The sequence below is a fragment of the Rhodococcus sp. NPDC059969 genome (assembly GCF_042738325.1).
Classification (GTDB): domain Bacteria; phylum Actinomycetota; class Actinomycetes; order Mycobacteriales; family Mycobacteriaceae; genus Rhodococcus_F.
On the sequence record NZ_JBHWUF010000001.1, the window covers coordinates 826,332 to 850,035 of the forward strand.

Genomic DNA, 23,704 nt, shown 5'->3' on the forward strand with positions numbered 1-23,704 from the left:
GAACATCAGATGACGACGTAGCCGTACATTCGTTCGCCCTGAGCCACAGCTCTGGCAGCCAGTTCGGCGAAGGCGGTCAGGAACGGCGCTGATTCTTCCGACGGTTCACTCGTCTCGTCGATCGCCCAGGCCGCAGCAGCAGTGGCGACACCCTCAGTGTTCAATTCCGCTAGTGCATCACGTAATTCGTCGGAAACAGCGAGCACGAGGGTGTCGCCGTCCTCGCTCATTGCGACGAGTGTCCCGCGGCGTGGGCCTTTTGCAACCTCGTCGTAGGGGCGACCGGTGAGAGAGGCCTCGAGCCGGCCGAGCGAGACGGCCGGATCGACGCCCTTCGCCTGCAGAATGGGAGTCCCGCTCGCGGCCAACTGAATCCGCGGTCGGGTGGCGACGTCCGGAGAGGTTCGATAGAGGGCTTCGTTGGCCTCGATCACTGCCGGATCCAGGTCGACGAGTCCTTCGAGCGCAGCAGCGGCGTGCTCATCCGAGGGTGCCGTGAAGTAGTCGGTGATGGCGGACATGGCGCGATCATTCCACACACGATGTGCACCAATGTCCCGGAGTCCTTCCGCGACTGGATTGATCGCCGTCAGGCAGGGCTTTTGTGTGCTTCCTCGATGGCCTTCGCGAAATGGCGAAGGCGGGGGCATTCGAGATCGGTACGCCACACGAGACCCAAGGCGGATTCGGGTAATCCATTGATCGGTACGAATCTGATGTCCGAGCGCTGACTGTAGGCGGCCGTCGCGGCGCACAGGATGAGGCCGACTTGACCGAATGCGACCTGAGACAGGCCTTCCTGAACGGTGCTCGCGCCACCCTGCGTGGGAACCTTGGCTCCGCTCGGCGTCGTGTTCGGGGAATTCACGCGCTGCCAATAGCCAGGGGCGGGTCCGGCGATGGGCACCAGGCATATCTGCGCTAACTGCTCGGCGTCGATCACGTCCAGTTCGCTGAACGGGTGATGGACTGAGACGGCCAGCGTCTGGGCCTGTCGAGAAAAGACGAGCCCGGTTGTCAGCTCGGGTTCTTCCACGGGGAGAAGGGCCACCGCCGCATCGATTCGCCCGGCGAGTACGTCACTGAACGGATCACCCAGCGGTAGTTCCTTGATGGTCACGCATGTTTGCGGATGCTGTTTCTCGAAACGAGAGACGGCCGTCGCGATCGAATCGTAAATTGCTCCTTGGAAACCCACCCGAAGCGGTGTCGGTATGTTGCGCGCCTTCGTTTGAGCGTCCTCGATAACTCCGACGAGTGCTCTGTGGGCGGGAGCCAACGACTCGAGAAATTCGGTGCCGAATTCAGTCAGCTGCACGCGGCGACTGGTCCGCGCTACCAGGCTTGTGCCGATACGACGTTCCAATGCGCTGATCAGTTGACTGACCCGGCTCTGGGAGATGAACAGCCGTTCTCCGGTGCGACCGAAGTGCAGTTCTTCAGCGAGAACGAGGAAGCACTCGATCTCACGCATCGGAGGCTCCGACATGTTTCACCCCGATCCTCGACTCATTCGACCACTCCATCATGGCTCATCGATGAATTGAGCTAATGGGTGGATGAGCGATTCGCCGTTGATCCGGTGACCTGCGAGGGCTTCTCTGGTTACATGCCCCACTCTGCATCCGCACAGAACAGCGCTGCGCCCACTTCCTCCACCCGCGCACACAGCGTCGAGAACCACTGGGCTGCCGTCGCCCTGATCGCAGCGTCCACATTCATCGTTGTCGCGGCGGAGATGATGCCCGTCGGACTTCTTACCCCTATCGGTGCCAGCCTGGTGGAGAGCGAAGGCACCATCGGGCTCTCGCTGGCCATCACCGGATTGGTGGCAGCGGCCACCGCGCCGTTCGTGCCCGTAGTGACCCGCCGCTTCGATCGTCGGTCGACGCTCGTCGTCTTGATGCTGTTGGTCGCAGCGGCGAATGCCCTCACGGCCCTTGCGCCCAGCTTCGCTGTCCTCGCTGTGGCTCGCGTCCTGCTCGGAGTGAGCATGGGCGGAGTTTGGGCATTCGCCGCAAGCCTGGCTCCGAGGTTGGTGGAGACCAGATCTGTCGGGTTAGCGACCACGATCATCTTCAGCGGAATCGCTGTCGCCTCAGTTCTCGGTGTTCCGGCCGGGACGTACATCGGGGCAGCGGCCGGGTGGAGCGTGGCATTCTGGGCTCTCAGCTGCGCCGCGACGCTGATCGCGCTCGCCATGTTCGCTGTCCTGCCCACGATGCCTGCTGATCAAGCCCTGTCGCTCGGCAGTCTCGTGGAGGCTTTTCGGAACCCGGGAGTCCGGGTCGGAATCGCGATTACCGCTCTCCTCATCACCGCTCATTTCGCGGCCTACACCTATGTGCGTCCGGGGCTGGAGTTCTTCGCAGGGTTGAACGCTTCGCAGGTCGGCACGATGCTCCTGATCTACGGTGCATTCGGTGTCGTCGGCAACTTCATCGCCGGGCCGTCCGCCGCCAAGTCCCCGAAGATGGTGGTCGTCATCCTCAGCGTGGGAATAGCGTTGACACTTGCCCTGTTTCCGATCTCGGCTGCTACCTTGATCGCCGCCGCCTTGCTCATGGCGGCTTGGGGCCTCTTCTACGGTGGTGTGTCCGTGAGTACCCAGACATGGATCGCGCAGTCAGATCCCGCCCACCGAGAGGCTGCTTCGGCGCTGTGGGTTGCAGTCTTCAATGCAAGCATCGCCCTCGGCGCGTTCGCCGGCGGACGCATTCACGACTACGCCGGTTCCCAGTCGGTCTTCTGGATTGCAGCTGGAATCGCCTCTCTCGCAATCTTTCTCGCGACGGTCCGCAAACCCGTCGTAGCGGACATGAACTGACAACCTAGTCGCCCACGGAAAACTTTCAGACAGGCAGGACAACAGATATGCGCGAGACACCCGATTCAACCTTCATGGACGTGACCGAGATGCTCCGGCGCTACCGAGACAAATCGCTGTCGCCGGTGGAAGTGCTCGAATCCACTATCGAACGAATCGAGATACTCAACCCAACCTTGAATGCAGTGGGGCACACTTTCTTCGATGCTGCACGAGCACAAGCGAAGTCAGCGGAACGCCACTACGCCCGCGGCTCGGATGCGGGGCTTCCGCTCGCCGGCGTTCCCGTGGTCGTGAAAGAGGACGAACCGATTCAAGGACAACCCTGGACTCAGGGTTCCAAGGTCTATGAAGGCGTGATTGCCACCCACACTTCGACTTTCGTGAAAAGGATCATCGACGCCGGTGCGATCGTTCACGCGCGATCGACGGCGCCCGAATTCTCCTCGGCCGCGTTCACACAGTCCGAACTGTGGGGAGTGACTCGCAATCCGTGGAACGCGGAATACTCCTCCGGCGGGTCTTCCGGCGGATCAGCAGTCGCACTTGCCACCGGTATGACGCACTTGGCCACCGGTTCCGACGTTGCGGGATCGATCCGGACTCCGTCGTCGTTCAACGGCGTCGTCGGGTTCAAGCCGCCACACGGCCGTGTCCCGGTCGACCCGCCCTTCAACCTCGATCGCTACTGTCACTGCGGCCCGATGGCCCGCACCGTAAGCGATTGCCTCACAATGCAGTCCGTCATCGCGGGACTGACCTCCACCGACATTGCCTCGCACGTGCAGGCATCGCAACTGCCCGACCCTGCAACGCATTCATGCGCTGGAATGCGTATCGCCGTGATACCCGCATTAGGTGACTGGCCGGTCGATTCGGACGTCGCCGCCAACACCGCCAATTTGGTGGATACCCTCACTGCGCTGGGCGCACGCGCCGAGATCGTCGAAGTCGACCTGTCCCGCACCGCCGTCATGCGCGCTGCTGCCATTCACTACGACCACGTGTTCGGTGCCTCGATCGCCGCCGAGGCATCCGCGCACCCCGACAAGGTAACGGAGTACGCGAAGGAATTCGCGCGATGGGCACGCCGCACCCGTGGCGACGCGACTTTCCTGGACGGACTCGCGATCGAAGCCGAACTGTATTCATCGATCGGATCGCTGTTCGACACCTATGACGCATTGATCACTCCGGCAGTGGCGACGGACGGCTTTCTTGCCGGTGACGACTACGTCGGGCACGGAATCGAAGTGGCTGGAACCGAATTGGAGTTCTACCTCGAGGCCGTACCGGCCATCACCTTCAACATCCTGAGCGGCTGCCCGGTGCTGACAATCCCCACCGGTTTCGCTCGGAACGGAATTCCAACGGGCACACAGATCGTCGCGCGGCCGCACGACGACCACACGGCCTTCGCGATTGGTCTCGCCCTCGAGAAGGTTCTGCCCTATCCGAATGCGCATCCAGACGGTTTCGCAACACGCGGGAATTGCTCGGGGTTCGAAACAAAGTCGGGTGCCTGGTTGACCAGAATGTAGTTAGGTGCCATATTAGTTGCATGGCAGTGGACGGAACCGATGACGACTCACCCACGTTGGATCAGGCACGGCGGCAGTTGGAGCACTACGGTCTCGGGGCCGACCCGCAGGCGGTACTCGTTGCGGTGCGGCTGATCTCGGCGGGTGCGCGACTCGGCCGAGCGACCGAGGTTCACTTTGCGAGGTATGGCCTGTCGACGGGTCGATACCGACTTCTTGCGGATCTGGAAGACCACGACGGAGAGAAGTCCCCCTCGCGTCTGGCGGCTGATCTCGGCGTATCGCGGGCCACGGTCACCGGCCTGGTCGACGGGCTCGAACAGGAGGGATTGGTCACTCGGCGGCCCTCCGTGGAGGATGGGCGCGGTGCCGTGGTCGTCCTGACTGCTCGCGGTGCTCAGCGTTTGCGTGACATGGCGCCCGAGCACTTTGCTCGTCTCGAGGAAATGGTCGATGAGCTCACCGTCGACGAGCGTGCGGTGTTTCTGGATCTGCTCTCGCGGGTCGTTCGCGGTATCGGTGCGCTGACTGCGGAGTAGTCGACCTGGGTCCCAGATGTTCGTGTAACGATCCGAATCGCCGTCAATTTCGACAGAGGCTTCTCTTTCCATACCCAAATAGTTAGCCACCTAATCATAATCGGAAAGTCGGTCTCCTTCATGTCCGGTCTCACCCCACCGACCTCGCGCGAAAACAAAAGGGAGAATACTAATTCCAAACGAAGAGCCTCAGTTGCCGACCGTCGCGCCGCACGACCCTTCACATTGTGGCGCGAGGTGCTGGTCGCCTACCTGGCCCCCGCACTGATGGCGGGGGCCGGCGGAGTCGCGTCTGGGCAGGCGGGTCTGACGCTGGCGGCATTTACGTCCATTGCGGGCACCTCGGCAGTGGTGGCGTTGCTGATCGGTTCCTGGCTGCAGCGCCGCGCAAGGTCGCGACCGTGGACCACGGCCCTGCCTCGCATCTTGGTGGCAGCAATTCTTGCCGTCGGAGCGGCTGTAATCGCCGGACTTGTCGGGTGGTTCGCCTCCCGTTGGCTACCAGGTCACACGAGCGTGGTCGACACCGCTTGGCTTGCTCGCCTGCAGTTCGATCTGCCGATATCTGCCGTCGTCGCTGCCGTCATCGTGGGCTGGCGATGGCGCGGTCAGAAACCTTGACAGGCAACACATATCAAAAGATCCCGGTTTTCCGGGGAACAACCGAAAGGAACACGATGATCGTCATCATGGGAGCGTCCGGAACCACAGGCGGCGCGTTGCTACGCAGTCTTGCCTCCTCGGGTGTGCCGAGCAGAGCGCTGTCACGCGACCCGGACGGGCTGCGCGCCAAGCTCGGCGACTTGGCCGACGGTTTGGTCGAAGTGGTGCCGGCCGATGCCGCGGACCTCACTTCGCTACGCACGGCTTTCAAAGGGGCCGAACAGCTTTTCCTCGCCATGGCCAACGGCCCGGAACAGGTGGAGCTCGAAACGCGCGTCATCGACATAGCAGCCGAGAGCGGCATCGAACACATCGTCAAGATCTCCGATCCCGCTGCCGCAGCCGACTCGCCTATCACTCTCTCCCGCGGCCACCATGCCGTCGGAGAACACCTGCGTGCCTCTGGGCTCCGCCACACTCTGCTCCGCCCTTATGCGTTCATGCAGAATCTGTTGCTCCTTGCTCCGGCGGTGGCGGCGCAGGGGGTCATTCTGGGCGCGATGAAGGACGCACCGTGCAATTGGATCGATTGCCGAGACATCGGTGACGTTGCAGCCGCCGTGCTCACACGCGCCGACCTCGCCGGCGGCACCTATGTCCTGACAGGCAGCGAGGCAGTCGGCTACGGCGGAATCGCCGACTCTCTGACCCGCATGCTTGGTCGCCCCGTCCGCTACATAGACCTGCAACCGGACGAACTGCGACAAAACCTCGTCGATCACGCCCACATGCCTCCATGGCTCGCCGAGCACATTCTGGAGATCCAGCACCTTGCCATCTCGCGCCCCGAAGCACCCACCGACACGGTGGTCCGTGTCCTGGGGCGCGAGCCCCGCAGCCTCGATGCGTTCCTACGTGAGCATCTTGACCGTTTCCGCTGACGTGACGCTGCGAGAGCAGTACCCGGCAGAAGTCACTCGGTTGGTCAACGAGCCCAGCGAATCCTTATCGGACCTCGTGCCGATTCAAGGTCGACGACTTCGCCGCCCTGGGTGATCTGGACTTCGCCGTCAGCGACCATTCGGCGGGCAGCCTCTCGGACGGGTTCCATCAGCGGACGCCAATTGTCGGGTGCCGTCGCGCGAGCCACGTCTGAGGGGCAGATGCTCGACTCGGCTGATCGCGTGCTGAGTAGTTCCCGGATCTTCGCCGACAGATCCTTTTCTTCCACCATATGAAACACCTTCCGGTCGTGACCGCTCGCAGTCAACAGCGAATGAACCTTCGATCCGGCGCGTTGTAGCGAAGGGATGGTGCACATCGATAATTATTGACGGCGTGGAGAATTCGAGTGCAAGACGCCGTGATGTAGTCCGAGAGTCATATTCGACCCGATCCCAGGAGTACACAGATCTCTTCGGTTCCATGGATTCGACGCACGCATCCGATCGGGCCCTGGTGACCAGTTGGGCTGCTGCTCTGACCGGCCCCGTGCTCGATGCCGGGTGCGGGCCGGGGCAGTGGACAGACTTTTTGGCCCAGAGCGGTCTGGCTGTGAGCGGGATCGATCTGGTTCCCGAGTTCGTCGAACGAGCCCGCACCCAATACCCAGATCTTTCCTTCGAGGTCGGGGGCTTCGAGGCATTGGACGCGAAAACACATTCACTGGGCGGCGTGCTGTCCTGGTACTCGCTCATTCACCACCACCCGCACGATATCGAGGCACCGCTGGCTGAATTCGCGCGGGTGATCCGCCCCGGTGGTGGGTTGCTGGTGGGCTTCTTCGAAGGCGCAACCGTGGAGCCTTTTGATCACGCCGCGACGACTGGTTATCGATGGCCGGTGACCGAACTTGCCCAGATACTGGTCACAGCGGGTTTCGATGTGATCGAAACCCATACCCGGACGGGGAGTGGTTATCGGCCGCATGGCGCAATCACTGCCAAGCGGCGCAGCGGCGAATAGGGGATCGAGCCAGAGCGAGCGGTCCTCTTTCATTCATTTCGTGTGAGTGGTGTGCTGGATGAGTCACTCCCCTGTTTTCAGCACCGGATCATCCACAGTTGAAGGAAGGCGCCATGACCACGATTCATCTTCACCAGACAACCACCGCGACGCCCGAACAGGTCCTCGCCGGCCTGACCGACTTCGGGCCGGGCCGCGAGGAAATCTTCGGCCGCAGCGCGGACAGCTACCTGAAAGTGCACCAACAAGGACCCCATGACGCGGATGTCACGGAGGGCTCCAGCGGTATTTGGGAACGCCTGCACTACGACTGGACCGACCCGCATCGCGTCGTGATGACAACCACCGACTCCAACTTGTGGGGCGGCGCGTCGAGCCACACCTACACACTTACGCAGCAACCGACGGGGCTGACCGATGTCGACGCCGTCGTGGTCCGCGATGGCAAGAATCTCAAGGGAAAGCTCCTGGCATCGGTACTCGGTCTCTTCGGCACCCAGGTGCTGGGTAAGTCGTTCACGAAGTCCATCGAGGCCATCGAAGCTCGCAACGGCGGAGCGAAAAAGCAGGCGGGAGAGGGCTGAAATTACCAATTCGGCAGTCGGCGGCTCCGGCTTCCGGATGGCGGTGGGCACCAAAATAGTGGTGAATTCCGAGCCTGCTGTGCGACCGGTCGGTGTGCACGCAGTCAGCAACCGCAGGTGTTGCCGACATGTAGGGATGGTTCCCAGGGTGCTGAGTGCGCTCCGGTCGTCTCAGGCGAGACGGCTTTGGCAGTCAACAATCTTTCGAGAGCATGTTGGGTGATGCTCTCAACCGGCTGTTGGGCGCTGGTCATGTCGAACTGTCCGTACTTCGCCTGGCTTCCGTCGAATGCCACGATCTTGACGTCCTCGGGGATCCGCAATCCGTGGTCGATTACGGCTCGTGTTGTTGCAGAGGTTTGGCCGTAGGTGCCGACAATGATGCCGGCTGGGGGCGCAGTGCACATGTCCAGGAACTTTCGTGTTGCGTCGTAGGCTCCGTCGGCGGTGAGGTCTGTGTGAATGTGCATGATTTCGGTTTCGTCCACGGCAATTGCACCTCGATAGCGTTGCTCGACAGTTTCGCGGTCACCGTGGTTCACGTCAGCCTCGGTGAACCCGCCGACGAAGGCGATGTTGCGACAGCCGTGCATTTCGACGAGATGACGGGTCGCGATCTCCCCGGCTTGTACGTGGTCGACTCCGACGATGGGCGCGTCAACGTCACCGCGAACATTGTGCATCCAGACCACCGGAATTCGAGCTTGCGCGCACATCGCCGCGGTTTCTGTTGCGTTGGAAGCGCCTACCACGATGAGTCCGTCGATACCTGCCTCGACGAATGCGGACACAAATTCCGCTTCTCGCACGGGGTCGTAGCCGGTGTTGGCGACAATGGTGAGGTGGTCACGGGCGCGTGCCGCCCTTTCGATGGTGCCGACGAACTCCCCGAACAACGGCATCGTCAGATCGGGTACCAGCAAACCGATCTGTCGCCACCGCCGCTGTTTGCGCAATGCCTGCGCGCGTCGGTCAGGCCGATAGTTCAACTCGGCCATGGCCTGAGAAACGCGGGCGCGCAGGACATCTGAAACTTGGCGAGGGCCGTCGTTGAGTACGTAGCTCACCACCGCCGTCGATGTACCTGCACGTCGCGCCACATCGGCGACGGTCGGACGTTTAGCATCCACTGCAATCCTCCTCTGCCTCATCATCTGCCCAGCCTCATCATCTGCCCAGCCATCACCGCAGCCCATAATCGCTCATGGGAAAAGAGATTGAATCACCATGATTGTGACAGTTCCACAGTGCTGGGGCCGTCCCTAATCTAATCGATTAGAAGAGTTGCGGCATCGACTCGCGGACGTAACAGAGGATTGGTGGAGTAGTCGGCATGGCATTCGTAAGGCTCACTGGCGTCACTTATTTGGACCCCGAACTTGTCCACGACAGTTATGTGCTGTTCACGGGCGCGGACTCGGTGACCCGCCTGATCGACCTTGCAGGGGCGGTTCTGCACGAGTGGCCATATGCGGGAGTCCCACCCCGCATTCTCGACCCTGCACTCAACGACGGGTTGGTAGGCGACGTGGGTGTGCAGTTGTCCGCGAGCGGCGATCCTCGCGGTGGCATTTATGCCAATGGCACCATCGGTCAGCTTGATTGGGCAGGCGAGCGACGCTGGGAATGGGGTGCCGAGGCTCACGACGGAGTCGCGCGCCAGAACCACGACTGGGAGTTACTTCCCAACGGCAACCGGCTGATCCTGGTGACTGTTCCACGGGTGGTGCCGACTCTCGGTGATTCTGTAGTCGGCGACCAAGGTCTCTACGAAGTCGCTCCGGACGGCGCCATTGTGTGGTCGTGGCTGGCCGGTGATCATCTGGAAGAGTTCGGATTTTCCGATGAAGGCTGGGCCGCGCTGCGCGAGACCGTCGCCCGGGACCCGGAAGACCCTTGGGGATACCTGGAGATGAACAGCGCCAAGTCGCTGGGACCCAACCGCTGGCACGATGTCGACCCTGACGGTGTTTTTGCGCCGGACAACATCATGATCAGCTTCCGTAAGGCCAACATCGTTGCTCTCATCGACAGATCCACCGGATCGCCCGTGTGGCAGTGCGGCCCCTACTACACCGCGCAAGCTGGTGCCCAACATCAGCGGATCAGTGTGCACAAAGTGCCCCGTCCACTCGATCAAACCTCGGGACAGCACAACCCACACATGATTGCCCCGGGACTGCCGGGGGCCGGCAACATTCTGATTTTCGACAATCAGGGTGGAGCGGGTTATCCGTCGGCGGCGATCGGAATCTATGCCGGCTCGCGGGTGCTCGAGATCGATCCGGTCACTTCGGAGATCGTCTGGCAGTACACCGCTGAGGACTCAGGGCAACCTCCCTGGGCCTTCTTCAGTTCGTTCGTCAGCAACGCGCAACGATTGCCGAACGGAAATACCTTGATCACCGAGGGGATGCAAGGTCGCCTGTTCCAGGTGACACCCGGCGGTGCTGTGGTGTGGGAGTACCACAGCCCGTACGAGGGGTACGGCGTTGCCGGCGAGCCCGAAGTCACACAGATTCGGGTACCTGGCGTCGACCGCCTCAGTCTGACTCCGCTGGTGTATCGGTCGCAGGCCGTCCCGTTCGAATGGACCCCGCTTCGCCCACCGACTATTTCACTGCCACACATCGATCTGCGTCGCCGGAACTGAAAGCGAAAAGCGCTTCCGCCCAATCAACTCATGAGAGGTAACCGATGACGACCGGTCTGCCACCCCGTGCCGACGAATCGACGCCGAACCGTGTCGTAGCGCCTGCGCCGCGCAAGGCGTGGTTGCCTGCCGACGCGATCCAACAGATCGGTGTGCGACTCGGTTCGGCCGGCTGGACCCTTCTCGGCCTGATGATCGCCGCGACGCTGTGGTCGGGGATCGTCGCCACCGGCCGCTTTCCTCGACAGCTGTTGCCCAGTGTCCCGGAAATCCTCTCGGCCGGGCAAACATTATGGCGGGACGGCCTGCTCACGGATGACATCCTTGCAAGTTTGTCGAGGGCTGCAAGCGGTTTCGTGTTGGGTGCGGCGATCGGGTTACTCGTCGCCGTTGTCACCGCAACAACTACAGCGGGACGCAAACTGCTCCAGCCAGTGCTGCGGGTGTTCTCACCCATTCCCACCATCGGGCTCGTTCCGCTGGCCATCTTGTGGTTCGGGCTGGGTGAAGACAGCAAGGTCCTTGTGATCGCGCTCGGTGTATTCGTGCCTGTCTGGATCAACAGTCACGCCGGATTATCCAGCACTCCAATTGATTACCTCGAAGCCTCCCGCTGTCTGGGTGCGGGCAGGTGGCAAACGTTGCGAAAGGTCATCGTGCCTGAGGCCGCACCCGACATTGTCTCAGGTCTGCGGGTTGGAGCGGCAATGGCATTTGTGCTGATCGTAGTGGCTGAAATGACCGGCACCACAGTCGGAATCGGCTATCGCATCTACCAGGCACAGCTGTTCTCCCAGGCCGACCGGTTGATCTTTTGCCTAGTCGTCCTGGGTGTGATCGGCGCGCTGTGTGACTTCGCTGTCAACGCAACCACGGCACCACTCATCAGCTGGGCGAAAGAACAACACTGACATGGCCATAGAGACCCACAACCTGGTTGTCCAATTCCCGGGTACCCCACGACCCACTCTCGACCGCATCGCGATGACCATCCCCGAAGGTTCGTTCACGGTGCTCGTCGGGGCATCTGGAAGCGGCAAATCCACACTGCTGCATTGTCTTGCGGGATTGACTACCCCAACCAGTGGCAGTGTCACCGACAACGGTGAGATCGTTACCGCCCCCGACCCTCGGCGCGGCGTCGCTTTTCAACGCGACGTGTTGTTCCCGTGGATGACGGTGGCCGACAACATCGATTTCGCGCTCGTCGCCCGCAGACTGCCGCACAAGATTCGCCAGGCGCGTATCGGTGAACTACTCGAGTTGGTCGGGCTCGCGCCGCAGGTCAGCAGGCAACGACCCGCCGAGTTGTCCGGGGGTATGCGTCAGCGCGTGAGCATCGCGCGTGTTCTCGCCGGCGAGCCCGAGGTCATGCTGATGGACGAACCGTTCGCTGCCCTCGACGCTCTCACCCGATTGCGTATGCAGGACCTGCTCATCGATTTGTGGACGCGCCTCAACCGCACAGTTGTGTTTGTCACCCACGATGTTGATGAGGCGATTCGGCTCGGTGACACCATCAACGTGCTGAGCGGCGGTGGTATCGCCGAGCGCATCGTCAATCCGCTCGACCGCCCACGCCCTGCCGACAGCCTCGCAGACCTGCCCGGTTACAGCGAAATTCGCAAAACCCTGCATCACCAGCTCGGCATCGACCACGCAGCGCAGTAACGAACTCTGCCTGCGATGGGCGGCGTTCCCGCCGTTCTTCTACTCATTTGCAAAGGACGATCTATCGTGACCACATCTCTACGCCGTGTCTTTCTGAGCGCGATCGCCGTCTTGGCAATCGCCGTATCGGCCACCGCATGCGCCGGTACGGATTCCGATTCCGACACGCTTACAGTCGGATTCGTCGTCGACCCGTCGTGGGCGCAGATCCCCGTCGCCGCCGAGACCGGATTGTTCGACGATCAGGACGTAAAAGTCAACGTCGTGAACTTTTCCTCCGGTGTGGAAGCGCTGCAGGCTTTGGCCGCCGGCCAGGTCGACATCACCACCGCCGCTGACGTACCCACTTCGGCGGCGATCGTCCGAAACCCGGCGTTGCGCATTGTCGGTGATGGTTCACGTTGGCAGGGATCCAAGATCGTCGCCCGACGTGACGCAGGAATCAACACCACCGCCGACCTCGCCGGCAAATCCATCGGAACTCCGCTGGGCACCAGTGCCGCTTACTACATTTCAAATGCACTGACTGCCGGAAACCTCGAGGCCGATCTTGTCCAGGTTTCGCCCGCAGCTGTCGTTACTGCCGTCAGTCAGCGCAATGTCGACGCCGTCTCCATCTTTCAGCCCTATCAGGCACAGGCTATCGAGGCGTTGGGCAAAGACGCTGTCGAATTGACCGGCGGCACATACAGTCAGCACAGCCTGTACCTCTCCACCGAGACGGCGATCTCAGCCAAGAGTGACGCAATTACCAAATTCTTCTCCGCGATCCGTGAGGCCGGCGCCAGCCTGACCAGTAAGAACGACGAAGCCGTTGATGCCGTAGCCAAGTCCACTCAGCTCGACGCCAACCTGTTGCGATCGATCCTGGGTGAATTCGACTTCACCCTCCAACTCGCGCCGGACCTTGCGACCAACTTGCACGAACTCGCGGAATGGGCGCAAGCTGAAGGGAATATCGTGGCTGGCGTCGGCCTGCCTGACTACGCCACATTTCTCGAAACTCGTTTCATCACATATTGATTGGGTGAGGACGCCGCAATAGGGTCGCCCTCCGCCATTACCAGTGGGGGTCGTCGGCCGGTAGCCATATTCCGTCTTCGTGGATTCCGGGATCGGCAACCTCGCGAGTGAGAGCGTCGACGGCCGCGAGAACAGCAGGGCGCGTTTCGTTCTCGCGGCACAGAAGCGACCACGTCCAGATTGCCGTCGGGTCGACCATCGAGCGTGCAGTGAGATCGGTTGGCAGAGTTGTGGTCTGGCCCTTGGGTGAGTTGACCACGGGGCGGCCGATGGCACGGACGTGATCGAAGAATGCGGGGCCGGTGATACCGCCGTCGTTGATGCGCAGGATCTGTGCGCCGGTATCGCGGGCGAATTCTTCGGCGAAGACGTTCCACGACAACCAGGAGGTGGTGTCGTCGTCGACCAGTAGGACGACGTCTTGCGCCTGCACCGGTGTGGTGTCCGCACCGGAGGAGACCGCGTAAATCCGATCCGCGCCGAGTAGTCGGGCCTTCAGGCCATGTTGGGCGACATCGGTTTTCCGCACCCAGGCTATGGCAAGGTCGAGGCTGCCGTCTGCCACGCGCGCGGCCTGCGCGTGCGAGGGCACCACCCACGGGTCGACGTGTAGTTGCGCGACCCCTGAGGTGCGCGCGATCAGATCTGTCGGAAGCCAATTGACGTAGCCGATCCGGACAGGCTCTGCTCCGGACAGACGTTCCGCGCGACGACGCAGATTCTCGGCTCGCTCGAGTAACGCGCGGACTTCGGGGAGCAGCGCCGCGCCGGCGGGGGTAAGCGCGACGGAGCGGCGGTCGCGGACGAACAGCTTGACGCCGAGGTCTCGTTCGAGCGCCATGATCTGCTGCGACAACGAGGGCCCGGCTATCAGCAGCCGTGCCGCGGCCCGGCCGAAGTGCAGTTCCTCGGCGACGACCTCGAAGTATCTCAGCTGACGAAGCTCCACGATCACAGATGCTACGTGCGGTGGGAGGCTGCGCCTATCAGTCAGGAGCAAAGTGGTCGTGGCGGTCCGGCACGACCGGGCACACGATAAGTCCATGACCTCAGCCCGGAATGGAGTCTCTCCGCGTACGCACGCTGTCCAGGCAGCCGCTGCGCTGGCCGCGAGCATGGGAATCGGTCGATTCGTCTACACACCGATACTGCCGTTGATGCACACGCAGGCCGGTCTGTCCGCCTCGCTCGGCGCCACTCTGGCCACCGCCAACTACATCGGGTATCTCATCGGCGCGCTCGCCGGAATCCTCATTCCCGGGGTCGTGCGCTCGGCAGTGGTGATGCGTACTTCGTTGGTGGTCCTCATCGCGACGTTGGCGCTCATGCCCACCACACACGACGGATCGATCTGGTTCGCCCTGAGGCTCGTCGCAGGCATCTCCAGTGCGCTCGTCTTCATGATCGCTGTCAGCGCTTCGCACGCGCACCTTCGGGGAAAGTTCCAACACCTCGCCGGATGGGGGTTCGGCGGAGTCGGGCTGGGTATCGCCTTGTCCGGTGTCCTCGTGTTCGGTATCCGCTTCATCGGCACCTGGACCACTGCCTGGTTGGCGTCCGCGGCCCTTGCAGTGGTGTGCGCCGTCGTAGCCTGGGGGCTGACACCGGAACCGCGTCCGATCATCACACCGGACGCCCCGGGAACTACCGGTCCCCGACGCGCCCATAGCTGGTTCATGGCCTTGTTCATCAGTTATTTTCTGGAAGGAATCGGCTACATCATCGCGGGCACGTTCCTCGTTGCCGCCATCGATCTCGCCGCACCAGAATGGGTAGGCAGCGCCGCCTGGATCGTGGTCGGGTTGGCCGCATTTCCGTCCTGCGCCCTATGGGCCTGGCTCAGCCGGCGTTGGTCGCGACCGACCTTGCTGCTCGTCGCACTCTTGATACAGGCAATCGGCATTGCGCTGCCTGCCGTGATCGGTGGCGTCGGCCCCGCGCTGATTTCCGCTTTCCTGTTCGGCGTGACCTTCCTCGGTGTCGGGTCCATCGTGTTGGCAATCGGCGCACACCTGCAGTTCCCACGCGCCGTGGCGCTGCTGACCGCTGGCTACAGCGTCGGCCAGATTCTCGGTCCACTCGTAGTCACTCCGTTGCTGCGAGACGGGTATCGCGATGCTCTGCTGCTCGGCAGTGCCGTCGTCCTTGCGGCGGCTGTGGCCGCCACAGCGTTACGGTTCCGATTCCCTGCCGATCTCGAGGCGGGCCCTCGGACGGCCACTTCGAACAAGGAGGTAGTTTTTGATGTCAGATGATGAAACCGCCGGAGCACTATCCGTCGAAGGACTGGAGATGTTCGAATGAGCGCACTCACAACCGATCTCGACCTGAAGGTCCCTGTCATCGCGGCTCCCATGGCCGGCGGTGCGTCAACGCCGGCTCTCGTCGCAGCTGCTTCTCGGGCTGGCGGTCTCGGCTTCCTTGCCGCCGGGTACAAGACGCCACAGGCTCTGGCCGACCAGATCGACATCGTTCGTGCCGCGGGAGTGTCGTTCGGCGTCAATATCTTTGCGCCCAACCCGGTACCAGTCGACGCCGACGCTTTCCGAATCTACGCCCAGGCGATCCAGGTCGAGGCGGATCGTTACGGCGTCACACTTGCCCAGGGCGAACCGGTCGAGGACGACGACTATTTCGAGGACAAGATCGATCTGCTCCTGGCAACCCCGGTTCCGGTGGTCAGCTTCACTTTCGGTTTTCCTCGGCCCGCCGTCGTCAAGGCGCTGCGCGCGGCCGGTTCAGTTGTCGTGCTGACCGTGACTTCGGAGGCAGAGGCAGTTCTTGCGGTCGACGCGGGAGCTGACCTCCTGGTCGTTCAATCCTCGGCTGCCGGTGGTCACTCCGGAACCATTACTCCCCTGCAGGTTCAGGCAGAAACACCGATCGTCGAACTTATCGCGCAGATCCGTCACCGCACGTCGGTTCCGCTCTTGGCGGCCGGTGGACTGGCGACCCCCGCCGACGTCGCAGCGGTAGTACGAGCCGGAGCGGAGGCCGCGGTAGCCGGTACTGTGCTGCTACGCACCGAAGAGAGTGGTGCCTCGGCTCCACACAAGGCAGCTTTGGCCGACACGTCACGCGGAAGCACCGTCGTCACACGAGCTTTCACGGGACGTCCCGCACGGGCACTTCGGAACGAGTTCATCGACCGCTACGACGCACAGGCGCCCATCGGCTATCCAGCGATCCATCACCTGACCAATCCCATGCGCAAAGCCGCCGTCGCGCAGAGTGATCCCGAGCGAATGCACTTGTGGGCCGGGACCGGGTACCGCCACGCCACTGCGGAATCGGCAGAGGTAGTGCTCGCGCGATTGACCAACTTGTGATGGCGCGGACGCAGGACATCACGTTGCCGGAAGTAGTGACGTACGACGGTTTGCCGGCGTCTGCGGGTGGTGCGCACTCGCTTCGAGTCAAGAGTCCTGACAAGGCATTTCAGTGCCTGCACACGTTCTCGCAGGCCTGCACCGAACCAGTGTCTTTGCCGTCGTGGACGTTCGAAATCTACAAGGGTGCACCGCAAGTGCCGACCGACCAGTTGTCATCGCTTGCCACCGAACTCTTCGGTGGGCCCCGCCACAAAGCGCAAACCCATACCGAATGGAACGTGGCGGCCGGATCCGTCAACGAAGCGCTCGACGCCCTCGTTGCGGTCGGCCTCGAGGCCGTGACGGCCTACGGGCGTTCGCTCGCGGCATTGACCTACAGTGCGCGCGTGCGTCTAATCGACCCGAGCACCAGCGCGCCGTACCCCGATGTCACTCCGGACGCGTTCGGCCACTTCGCTGTTGACGGGTATGGTCGGCTGTTGGGGGATTCTGGAATTCGCGCAACATTCGGCAACGGCGCGTCTTCACTGTCCGTGTGGCTCAACCTACCTGCAGACGAACGGTTGTCGCCCGGTGCGCGTCACCTACAAGACCATCTCCCGTTCCGGCTGTCCACAAAACACTGGCGTCTCTGGCGGCCGAACCGGAGCGGAGACTCGTACCGTTCCAACAAGATTCCGTCACCGGTTTTCGATCAGGCTTGAATCACGCAGCAAACGGTCTCAGCTCGAGCAGAGTTTGCCGATCTCGGCGACTATGCGATCCGAGCTGCGAACCACCCACACCGCGCGTGCGTCTCGTATTGTCGGCATCAAAAATCGATCTTTCTCAATGGGCCAGTGCACAAAGGGAAATCCGCGGGCCAGCTCATCTTGGACTTCTCCGGCGATCAGAGCCCTCAGCTCCTGCGCAGGCTGTTCGATGTGTGGCCCGCCGAACCCGAAGCCCCTCAGTGGGCTGGTTCCTGCACTCTTGTACTTCGGTCGCGGACCAGCGTCGAGCGCGAGGTGGCAGTAGCCGTCATCGAGCATCGACACCGTCCACGCGCAGTTCTGCATGTAGGTAGAAGGGCCGTGCCAGCGGCACTGCAGATCCCTGCCGACAGCCTGGCACGCAGTGGCGACGTTGGCGGGAGCGTCGTCTGGCGCATCCGGCCCCATGATCGGAAAGCTCCAGACTCCCACGTAGTCGATGTCGGGCATGTGCATGCCTTCACTGTGGCACGTTGTCAGAACGCTTCTTCCTCCAGTTCCATGATCTCGTTGTCGAGGGAACCCAGGATTTCTTTCGTCGACGCCAGGATGGGCAATATGTTCTTCGCGAAGTACGACGCGATGACCACCTTGCCGCGATAGAAGGACCGGTCTTTTTCCGACGCGTCGCGATCCAAGGCTGCCAGCGCGACTTCGGCCTGTACGAGTAGTCGCCATCCGATGAGCAGGTCACCCACCGCGTACAGAAAACGCACTGAGCCGAGGCCTATTTTGTACAACTCGGAAGGCTGGTCTTGGGAACCCATCAGATAGCCGGTGAGCGTCCCGGCCATCTCTTGCACGTCGATCAACGCGGTTTCGAGCAAAACTCGCTCGGCCTTGAGGCGACCGTTGCCTGCCTCGCTGTCGATGAACTCTCGTATGCGACCGGCTATGTGAGCGAGTGCAACGCCACGGTCACGGGCGATCTTCCGAAAGAAGAAGTCCTGCGCCTGGATCGCCGTGGTGCCCTCGTACAGGGTGTCGATCTTGGCATCGCGAATGTACTGCTCGATGGGGTAGTCCTGTAGATAACCGGAGCCGCCCAAAGTCTGCAGGCTCTCGGTGAGCAGTTCGTAGGCTTTCTCGGATCCGACGCCTTTGACGATGGGCAGCAGCAGATCGTTCACTCGTGCCGCCAATTCGGCGTCGGCACCCGAAACCAATTCGGCGACATCGGCATTCTGGTGTGCGGCAGTGTAGAGGTAAACCGCTCTGAGGCCTTCGGCGTACGCCTTCTGCATCGCCAGACTGCGTCGGACGTCGGGGTGGTGGGTGATGGCCACGCGGGGTGCGGTCTTGTTTGTCAGTTCTGTGAGGTCCGCGCCTTGAATTCGTTCTTTTGCGTACTCCAAGGCGTTGAGATAGCCGGTGGACAACGTTCCGGTAGCTTTGGTACCCACCATCATCCGGGCATTCTCGATCACCTGGAACATCTGGGCGATACCGTTGTGAACATCACCCACGAGCCAGCCGACGGCGGGAACGTCAGTCGCCCCGAATGTGAGTTCGCAGGTCGGGGAAGACTTGAGGCCCATCTTGTGTTCGACGCCTGTGACGTAGACGCCGTTTCGCTCGCCCAATTCGAGTGTCTTCGAATCGAAGTGGAACTTCGGAACGTAGAATAGGCTCAACCCCTTGGTGCCGGGGCCGGCTCCCTCGGGGCGGGCAAGCACCAAGTGGAAGAGGTTCTCGGCAGTGTCTCCGACGTCGCCGCCGGAGATGAACCGCTTGACACCCTCGATGTGCCACGTGCCGTCATTCTGCTCGATTGCTTTCGTTCGGCCTGCGCCAACATCGGATCCGGCGTCGGGTTCGGTCAGTACCATCGTTCCGGCCCAGCCACGCTCGAATCCTTCTTTGGCCCAGTGCTTTTGCTGTTCGTTGCCGATGCTGTAGAGCACGCTCGCCATCAGCGGACCCATGTTGAAAAAGCTCGCCGATCCGTTTGCCGCGACCAACATTTCGCCGATCGCCCAGACCAACGGCGCGGGAGCAGGAACGCCGCCCATGCCCTCCGGTAGTCCGAGCCGCGACCAACCAGCCTCGTTCACCGCCTCGACGGTCTTGCGTAGAGGTTCCGGGACCACGACGGCGTGGTTGGGTGCGTCGAATTCGACAGGGTTCCGATCCGCGTCGGCAAAGGATGCGGCGACCGGGCCCTCCGCCAGCCTCGCTACTTCGGCAAGAATGTTGCGCACAGTGTCGGTGTCGAGGTCCCCGTAAGCGCCGGCATCCAACAGTTCGCCGATCCCGAGTACCTCGAACAGGTTGAACTCGATATCGCGCACGTTGCTTTTGTAGTGACCCATTGTTCTCCGACCCTGGTGTTGTCAGCAATACGGTGTTGTCAGCAATACGGCTCGTCAGCGGTACACAAGAAAGCCTGCCCCACAAGGAATTCAGTACGCAACCGTAGGTTGAGACAGGTGTCGTTGCTGTGAAGTAACACGGTTGCGGTTCGTGTCGAACATGCACTCTTACAATCGGTTGCCGAATGTGGCGCGAGTCGGCCGAGGAATGCCTGTGCGACGCCCAGGTCGGTTCAAAGAGGTTGCACACCAGACGAAGTAATGATCCTCACCTCAGGGATTGTGCGCAGTCACCGTGATCAGTGCGTACGCAACTCGGTGAACCAGGAGTTTCCCCCGACGGTAGCGGAGGTGTTCCTTGATCGGTCGCGGCGGTGCCGAACGCCGAGCCGTTCCCGTTTCATGGACCAATTCGCGCTACCGTCGGGGTAGATACTGTTCGAACCGGGGAGAGGCGCCCATGACACGACGACAGATCCGAGGACTTGGCGCCGCCGTGCTCGTATCAGCCTTGATGACTGCTTGCAGTACCGAGGACACTGAAGGGCCTGGTCCGGGGGTAAGCACTGCAACAAGATCGGCACCCGCCGCGGCGTTCGGTGAACCCGAGAGCTTCGCCGACGGCTTGGACGCGCCCTGGTCGATCGCTTTCCATGGCCAGACGCCACTTGTCAGTGAGCGCGACACCGCGCGAATCCTCGAAGTCGACGGCAGCGGAAGCGCCCGTGAGGTGGGAGTTATTGACGGCGTCAGCCCTAGGAACGAGGGTGGTCTCCTCGGGATCGCTGTACATGAAAACGACCTGTATGTGTACTTCACCGCCGACGGGGAAAACCGGATCGAGCGTTATGGAATCACGGGCGATCCCGGAGCGCTTGCCCTCGGGCCGGCTGAGACGATTCTCGACGGCCTCGCTTCGGCCAACTACCACAACGGAGGTCGCATCGCGTTCGGCCCGGACGGGATGCTGTACGCCACCGTCGGTGATGCCGGTAGTCGCGACCGGGCTCAGGATCTCGATTCGTTGTCCGGGAAGATCCTTCGCATGACCCCGGATGGTGATGTGCCGCAAGATAACCCGTTTCCGAACTCGCTCGTCTACAGCTACGGTCACCGCAACTCGCAGGGCATTGCCTGGACCGAGGACGGCACGATGTATGCCAGCGAGTTCGGGCAAGACACCTGGGACGAGCTCAACAAAATCGAAGCAGGCGGAAACTACGGGTGGCCCGAGGTCGAAGGGATTGCGGGCGAAGACGGATTCATCGACCCGCTCCAACAATGGTCACCTGATGATGCCAGCCCTAGCGGAATCGTCATCCACGACGGCACGATCTACATCGCCAATCTCCGCGGTGAGCGACTCCGGGCTGTGCCGTTGACCGACCCCGCAACGGCTGACGAGCAGTTTGTCGACACGTACGGACGCCTTCGCGACGTTGCCATCGCTCCCGATGGGGCGCTGTGGATACTGACGAACAACACGGACGGTCGTGGCGATCCGAAAACTGGCGACGACCGCATCATTCGCGTCCCGTTGCGCTGACGTCGATATCCGGTGAACGCGCCCTCCATCCCGAGGATCCTCGCTGTGGCCAGTGATTCACTACTATCGGTGCGACGGATAACGAGGGCACGGATCGGAGAGACGGCATGGGGACTTGGGGTTCAGGACCTTTCGACAACGACGTAGCGGGCGACCTGCTCAGCGCAGTACAAGCGGGTGACTACGACATCGACGATTACGCACGCCACCCCGACGACGGTTACCTCGATGCCGATGATGCTCAAACAGCGATCGCTGTCGCCGAGATCCTTGCGGTTGCGCACGGGGTTGCGCCGAAGCCTGTGCAGCTAAGCGAAATTGATGCCGCCAGTTATGTCGAAACCTTGAGTCCGGAGCAGAAGGCGTGGGTCCTCGCCGCTCTCGAGCGCGCAGTCTCCGACAGTGACACGTCCGAGTTGCACGAGTTGTGGGAAGAGAACGGTCCGGAAGACCTCGAGGCTTGGCGGGCACCGATTTTGAGCAGATTGGCCAGTCTCAAAGCGCTGGGATGAGTGTCACCCGCCAACAAGATCTTGGTCATGCGGAGTTCGACGAGGACAGGCTTTGCTTGACGTATCGGGTGGTGTCGTCGGCGAGGATCTCGGCCAACCCGCTTTCGATGCCGTCCAGTGCCTGAGTGGCGACATCGGCAGGATCGATTTTCTGTTCGGCGGGTACGCCCGCGGCCATGTCGGTGTCCATGTATGCGACATGTAGTGCCGAGACGGAGATTCCGCGCGGCGCCAGTTCTTCACGAACGGCGTCGGTCATCGCCCATGCCGCGGCTTTCGATGCCGCGTAAGACCCCAGTGCGGCCGGATGGAACCAGGACAGTACCGAAAGAACATTGAGTACTGTTCCGCCGCCGTTGTTTTCGATGACGGGAGCAAAGGCTCGGGTCACGGTGAGTGGGCCGAAGAAATTGACGTTCAGCTCGCAGCGAACGTCATCTATGTCGCCGACGATCAACGGTGCCGAGGTAGAGATACCTGCGTTGTTCACCAGTAACGTCGCATCAGAGGCGGCCTGTGCCGCAGCCGCGATCGATTCGGCGTCCGTCACATCCAATTTCAGGGGGATCACGCCGGGCAGATCGACAGTTTCCGGATTGCGGGCGGCCGCGTACACCTTTGCGCCGCGTTCGACGAGTCCCGCGGCCAGATGACGTCCGAGCCCGCGATTGGCTCCGGTCACGATGGCAACCGTCTTGTTCAGATCCATGATTCTCCCAGTGCTGTGGCTAGCGTCGGCGGCTCCGACAATTAGATTATGAGTCAAATCTAAGTTCGAGCTAAGATAGATGTCAAGTGAAATCCAAACAGGAGGCGTTTGATGGGCCGCGTATCGCAGCAACAAGCGGAAGATAACCGTCGGCGCGTCGTGGAAACCGCGGCTCGCCTGTTCCGAGAGAAGGGCACTCACCTCAGCGTTGCCGACTTGATGAAGGCGTCAGGGCTGACCCACGGTGGTTTCTACAAGCAGTTCGCGTCCAAGGATGCGCTCATCGACGAAGCGACCGCCCATGCCTTTGCGGAACTGACTCAGCTGCACGCTGCGGGACTGGAAAGGCATGCCGGGCAACGTGACGAGGCTCGGCAAACCCTGATCGACAACTACCTCTCCGTGGAGCATCGCGACAACCCGGCAGACGGATGCCCCGCTGCCGCGCTCGCGGCCGACATGGCGCGCGAGCCTGCAGACAGCGAGGCCCGTCGGGTTTACACGGAGGGAGTGGGGGATTTTGCCGCAGCCCTTGCCGACGAACGAGCCGACGAAGAAGCCGACGACGACGCGGACGGTCTTGTCCGGCTCTCGACCATGCTCGGTGCACTAGTTCTTTCGCGAGCTACCAAGGGCTCTCATCTCTCCGAGGAAATTCTCGATTCCGCGCGCGCTGCACTGATCAGAGGGCTTCGAGAGCCTTCGTCATCTTCTTGACTGTTTCGGGTGCCACCTTGGCCTCGAATCCCGCTTTCAGGAGTGGGGAGGCGATCTTGGCCGCGCCGTTGAATTCGACGTTCGCTCGATAGTTGATTTCGGTGGAGCTTGCGCCGATCGCGGTCAAGGTGATGTCGTCGGTACTGGTAGCGGTCTTGTTCTTGCCTTCGAGGACGACGTGAGTCGGTTCGTCGGTCACCAAGGTGTACGTCAGTTCGGTGCCGATGCCGAACAGCTTGGACACGTTGTGCCACTGGGTTCCGATTGCGATCGGACCGTCCGAGGTCTGGGTGCAACTCTCGGTGCCCGGATCCCACAGTGGGGCGTTGGCGAAGTCGCGGAGAAACGCGGCCGCCTTCTCGATCGGTACTTCGGCGGTGAACTTTCGGGTGACTTCGACCATGTTTCGTGCCTTTCA

The 23,704-nt window shown here is 61.8% G+C and carries 26 protein-coding genes; 17 read left to right on the plus strand and 9 right to left on the minus strand.

Annotated features, from left to right (window positions below; genetic code table 11):
* Positions 1-5 precede the first annotated feature (5 nt).
* Together ACFWAD_RS03735 and ACFWAD_RS03740 are read right to left on the minus strand one after the other, a co-directional pair.
* The gene (locus tag ACFWAD_RS03735) at positions 6-521 is read right to left on the minus strand and encodes a hypothetical protein (protein WP_378541469.1); all 516 of its coding nucleotides are present in this window, start codon (positions 519-521) and stop codon (positions 6-8) included.
* A 68-nt stretch (positions 522-589) separates the two neighbouring features.
* A complete protein-coding gene (locus ACFWAD_RS03740; protein ID WP_378541471.1) occupies positions 590-1,489 on the minus strand; it encodes a LysR family transcriptional regulator in 900 nt (299 codons plus the stop codon).
* Positions 1,490-1,609: 120 nt separating this feature from the next.
* On the opposite strand from ACFWAD_RS03740, the gene ACFWAD_RS03745 reads away from it, so the two are divergent.
* The 5 genes from ACFWAD_RS03745 to ACFWAD_RS03765 all read left to right on the plus strand — a co-directional run bounded on the left by ACFWAD_RS03745 (position 1,610) and on the right by ACFWAD_RS03765 (position 6,451).
* Positions 1,610-2,827, plus strand: coding sequence for an MFS transporter (locus tag ACFWAD_RS03745; RefSeq protein ID WP_378541472.1), 1,218 nt, complete (start codon positions 1,610-1,612; stop codon positions 2,825-2,827).
* A 47-nt stretch (positions 2,828-2,874) separates the two neighbouring features.
* Positions 2,875-4,368, plus strand: coding sequence for an amidase (locus ACFWAD_RS03750; RefSeq protein ID WP_378541474.1), 1,494 nt, complete (start codon positions 2,875-2,877; stop codon positions 4,366-4,368).
* A 20-nt stretch (positions 4,369-4,388) separates the two neighbouring features.
* Entirely contained in the window at positions 4,389-4,907 is a 519-nt protein-coding gene (locus tag ACFWAD_RS03755; RefSeq protein ID WP_378541476.1) for a MarR family winged helix-turn-helix transcriptional regulator, read from the plus strand.
* 237 nt (positions 4,908-5,144) lie between these two features.
* A complete protein-coding gene (locus ACFWAD_RS03760) occupies positions 5,145-5,528 on the plus strand; it encodes a hypothetical protein (protein ID WP_378541478.1) in 384 nt (127 codons plus the stop codon).
* 56 nt (positions 5,529-5,584) lie between these two features.
* Positions 5,585-6,451: an NmrA family NAD(P)-binding protein gene (locus ACFWAD_RS03765; RefSeq protein ID WP_378541480.1), complete on the plus strand. Its 867-nt coding sequence runs from the start codon at positions 5,585-5,587 to the stop codon at positions 6,449-6,451.
* Positions 6,452-6,495: 44 nt separating this feature from the next.
* Here the strand turns inward: ACFWAD_RS03765 and ACFWAD_RS03770 are convergent, their stop codons facing one another.
* A complete protein-coding gene (locus tag ACFWAD_RS03770) occupies positions 6,496-6,744 on the minus strand; it encodes a DUF3253 domain-containing protein (protein ID WP_378541482.1) in 249 nt (82 codons plus the stop codon).
* Between the two features lie 104 nt (positions 6,745-6,848).
* Between ACFWAD_RS03770 and ACFWAD_RS03775 the strand changes: the two genes are divergently transcribed.
* Complete coding sequence (locus tag ACFWAD_RS03775; protein WP_378541484.1) at positions 6,849-7,475, plus strand: class I SAM-dependent methyltransferase; 627 nt, start codon at positions 6,849-6,851, stop codon at positions 7,473-7,475.
* A gap of 113 nt (positions 7,476-7,588) precedes the next feature.
* Positions 7,589-8,059 carry a hypothetical protein gene (locus ACFWAD_RS03780; protein WP_378530241.1) on the plus strand — a complete coding sequence of 157 codons (471 nt, stop codon included), beginning with the start codon at positions 7,589-7,591 and terminating at the stop codon, positions 8,057-8,059.
* Positions 8,060-8,163: 104 nt separating this feature from the next.
* Here ACFWAD_RS03780 and ACFWAD_RS03785 read toward each other — a convergent pair whose 3' ends face one another.
* Positions 8,164-9,189: a LacI family DNA-binding transcriptional regulator gene (locus ACFWAD_RS03785; protein ID WP_378541485.1), complete on the minus strand. Its 1,026-nt coding sequence runs from the start codon at positions 9,187-9,189 to the stop codon at positions 8,164-8,166.
* A 203-nt stretch (positions 9,190-9,392) separates the two neighbouring features.
* On the opposite strand from ACFWAD_RS03785, the gene ACFWAD_RS03790 reads away from it, so the two are divergent.
* The 4 genes from ACFWAD_RS03790 to ACFWAD_RS03805 all read left to right on the plus strand — a co-directional run bounded on the left by ACFWAD_RS03790 (position 9,393) and on the right by ACFWAD_RS03805 (position 13,406).
* Positions 9,393-10,712 (plus strand): aryl-sulfate sulfotransferase, encoded by a 1,320-nt coding sequence (locus ACFWAD_RS03790; protein ID WP_378541488.1) that lies wholly within the window; start codon positions 9,393-9,395, stop codon positions 10,710-10,712.
* Positions 10,713-10,756: 44 nt separating this feature from the next.
* The gene (locus ACFWAD_RS03795) at positions 10,757-11,623 is read left to right on the plus strand and encodes an ABC transporter permease (RefSeq protein ID WP_378541490.1); all 867 of its coding nucleotides are present in this window, start codon (positions 10,757-10,759) and stop codon (positions 11,621-11,623) included.
* 1 nt (position 11,624) lies between these two features.
* On the plus strand, positions 11,625-12,383 hold the full coding sequence (locus tag ACFWAD_RS03800) for an ABC transporter ATP-binding protein (protein WP_378541492.1): 759 nt from the start codon (positions 11,625-11,627) through the stop codon (positions 12,381-12,383).
* A gap of 66 nt (positions 12,384-12,449) precedes the next feature.
* Complete coding sequence (locus ACFWAD_RS03805) at positions 12,450-13,406, plus strand: ABC transporter substrate-binding protein (protein WP_378541494.1); 957 nt, start codon at positions 12,450-12,452, stop codon at positions 13,404-13,406.
* A 37-nt stretch (positions 13,407-13,443) separates the two neighbouring features.
* Here the strand turns inward: ACFWAD_RS03805 and ACFWAD_RS03810 are convergent, their stop codons facing one another.
* Positions 13,444-14,355, minus strand: a complete 912-nt coding sequence (locus ACFWAD_RS03810; RefSeq protein ID WP_378541496.1) for a LysR family transcriptional regulator — start codon at positions 14,353-14,355, stop codon at positions 13,444-13,446.
* A gap of 94 nt (positions 14,356-14,449) precedes the next feature.
* Here ACFWAD_RS03810 and ACFWAD_RS03815 point away from each other — a divergent pair, with 94 nt between their 5' ends.
* The 3 genes from ACFWAD_RS03815 to ACFWAD_RS03825 are packed head-to-tail and all read left to right on the plus strand — an operon-like array spanning position 14,450 to position 17,442.
* Positions 14,450-15,661: a YbfB/YjiJ family MFS transporter gene (locus ACFWAD_RS03815; protein WP_378541498.1), complete on the plus strand. Its 1,212-nt coding sequence runs from the start codon at positions 14,450-14,452 to the stop codon at positions 15,659-15,661.
* A 45-nt stretch (positions 15,662-15,706) separates the two neighbouring features.
* Positions 15,707-16,735, plus strand: coding sequence for an NAD(P)H-dependent flavin oxidoreductase (locus tag ACFWAD_RS03820; RefSeq protein ID WP_378541500.1), 1,029 nt, complete (start codon positions 15,707-15,709; stop codon positions 16,733-16,735).
* Positions 16,732-17,442 (plus strand): hypothetical protein, encoded by a 711-nt coding sequence (locus ACFWAD_RS03825; RefSeq protein WP_378541502.1) that lies wholly within the window; start codon positions 16,732-16,734, stop codon positions 17,440-17,442. The genes ACFWAD_RS03820 and ACFWAD_RS03825 overlap by 4 nt, the downstream gene beginning before the upstream one ends.
* A gap of 18 nt (positions 17,443-17,460) precedes the next feature.
* Here the strand turns inward: ACFWAD_RS03825 and ACFWAD_RS03830 are convergent, their stop codons facing one another.
* Positions 17,461-17,946: a hypothetical protein gene (locus ACFWAD_RS03830; RefSeq protein WP_378541504.1), complete on the minus strand. Its 486-nt coding sequence runs from the start codon at positions 17,944-17,946 to the stop codon at positions 17,461-17,463.
* 20 nt (positions 17,947-17,966) lie between these two features.
* Entirely contained in the window at positions 17,967-19,802 is a 1,836-nt protein-coding gene (locus ACFWAD_RS03835) for an acyl-CoA dehydrogenase (protein WP_378541507.1), read from the minus strand.
* A gap of 460 nt (positions 19,803-20,262) precedes the next feature.
* Here ACFWAD_RS03835 and ACFWAD_RS03840 point away from each other — a divergent pair, with 460 nt between their 5' ends.
* Both ACFWAD_RS03840 and ACFWAD_RS03845 read left to right on the plus strand, forming a co-directional pair.
* Complete coding sequence (locus tag ACFWAD_RS03840) at positions 20,263-21,348, plus strand: PQQ-dependent sugar dehydrogenase (protein ID WP_378530265.1); 1,086 nt, start codon at positions 20,263-20,265, stop codon at positions 21,346-21,348.
* A 107-nt stretch (positions 21,349-21,455) separates the two neighbouring features.
* Complete coding sequence (locus ACFWAD_RS03845) at positions 21,456-21,860, plus strand: DUF4259 domain-containing protein (protein ID WP_378541509.1); 405 nt, start codon at positions 21,456-21,458, stop codon at positions 21,858-21,860.
* Positions 21,861-21,885: 25 nt separating this feature from the next.
* Here ACFWAD_RS03845 and ACFWAD_RS03850 read toward each other — a convergent pair whose 3' ends face one another.
* On the minus strand, positions 21,886-22,569 hold the full coding sequence (locus ACFWAD_RS03850) for an SDR family oxidoreductase (RefSeq protein WP_378541511.1): 684 nt from the start codon (positions 22,567-22,569) through the stop codon (positions 21,886-21,888).
* 111 nt (positions 22,570-22,680) lie between these two features.
* Between ACFWAD_RS03850 and ACFWAD_RS03855 the strand changes: the two genes are divergently transcribed.
* The gene (locus ACFWAD_RS03855; protein ID WP_378541513.1) at positions 22,681-23,286 is read left to right on the plus strand and encodes a TetR/AcrR family transcriptional regulator; all 606 of its coding nucleotides are present in this window, start codon (positions 22,681-22,683) and stop codon (positions 23,284-23,286) included.
* On the opposite strand, the gene ACFWAD_RS03860 is transcribed toward ACFWAD_RS03855, so the two are convergent.
* Complete coding sequence (locus ACFWAD_RS03860; RefSeq protein WP_378530273.1) at positions 23,252-23,689, minus strand: SRPBCC family protein; 438 nt, start codon at positions 23,687-23,689, stop codon at positions 23,252-23,254. The two genes, ACFWAD_RS03855 and ACFWAD_RS03860, sit on opposite strands and share 35 nt — an antisense overlap.
* Positions 23,690-23,704: the final 15 nt, after the last annotated feature.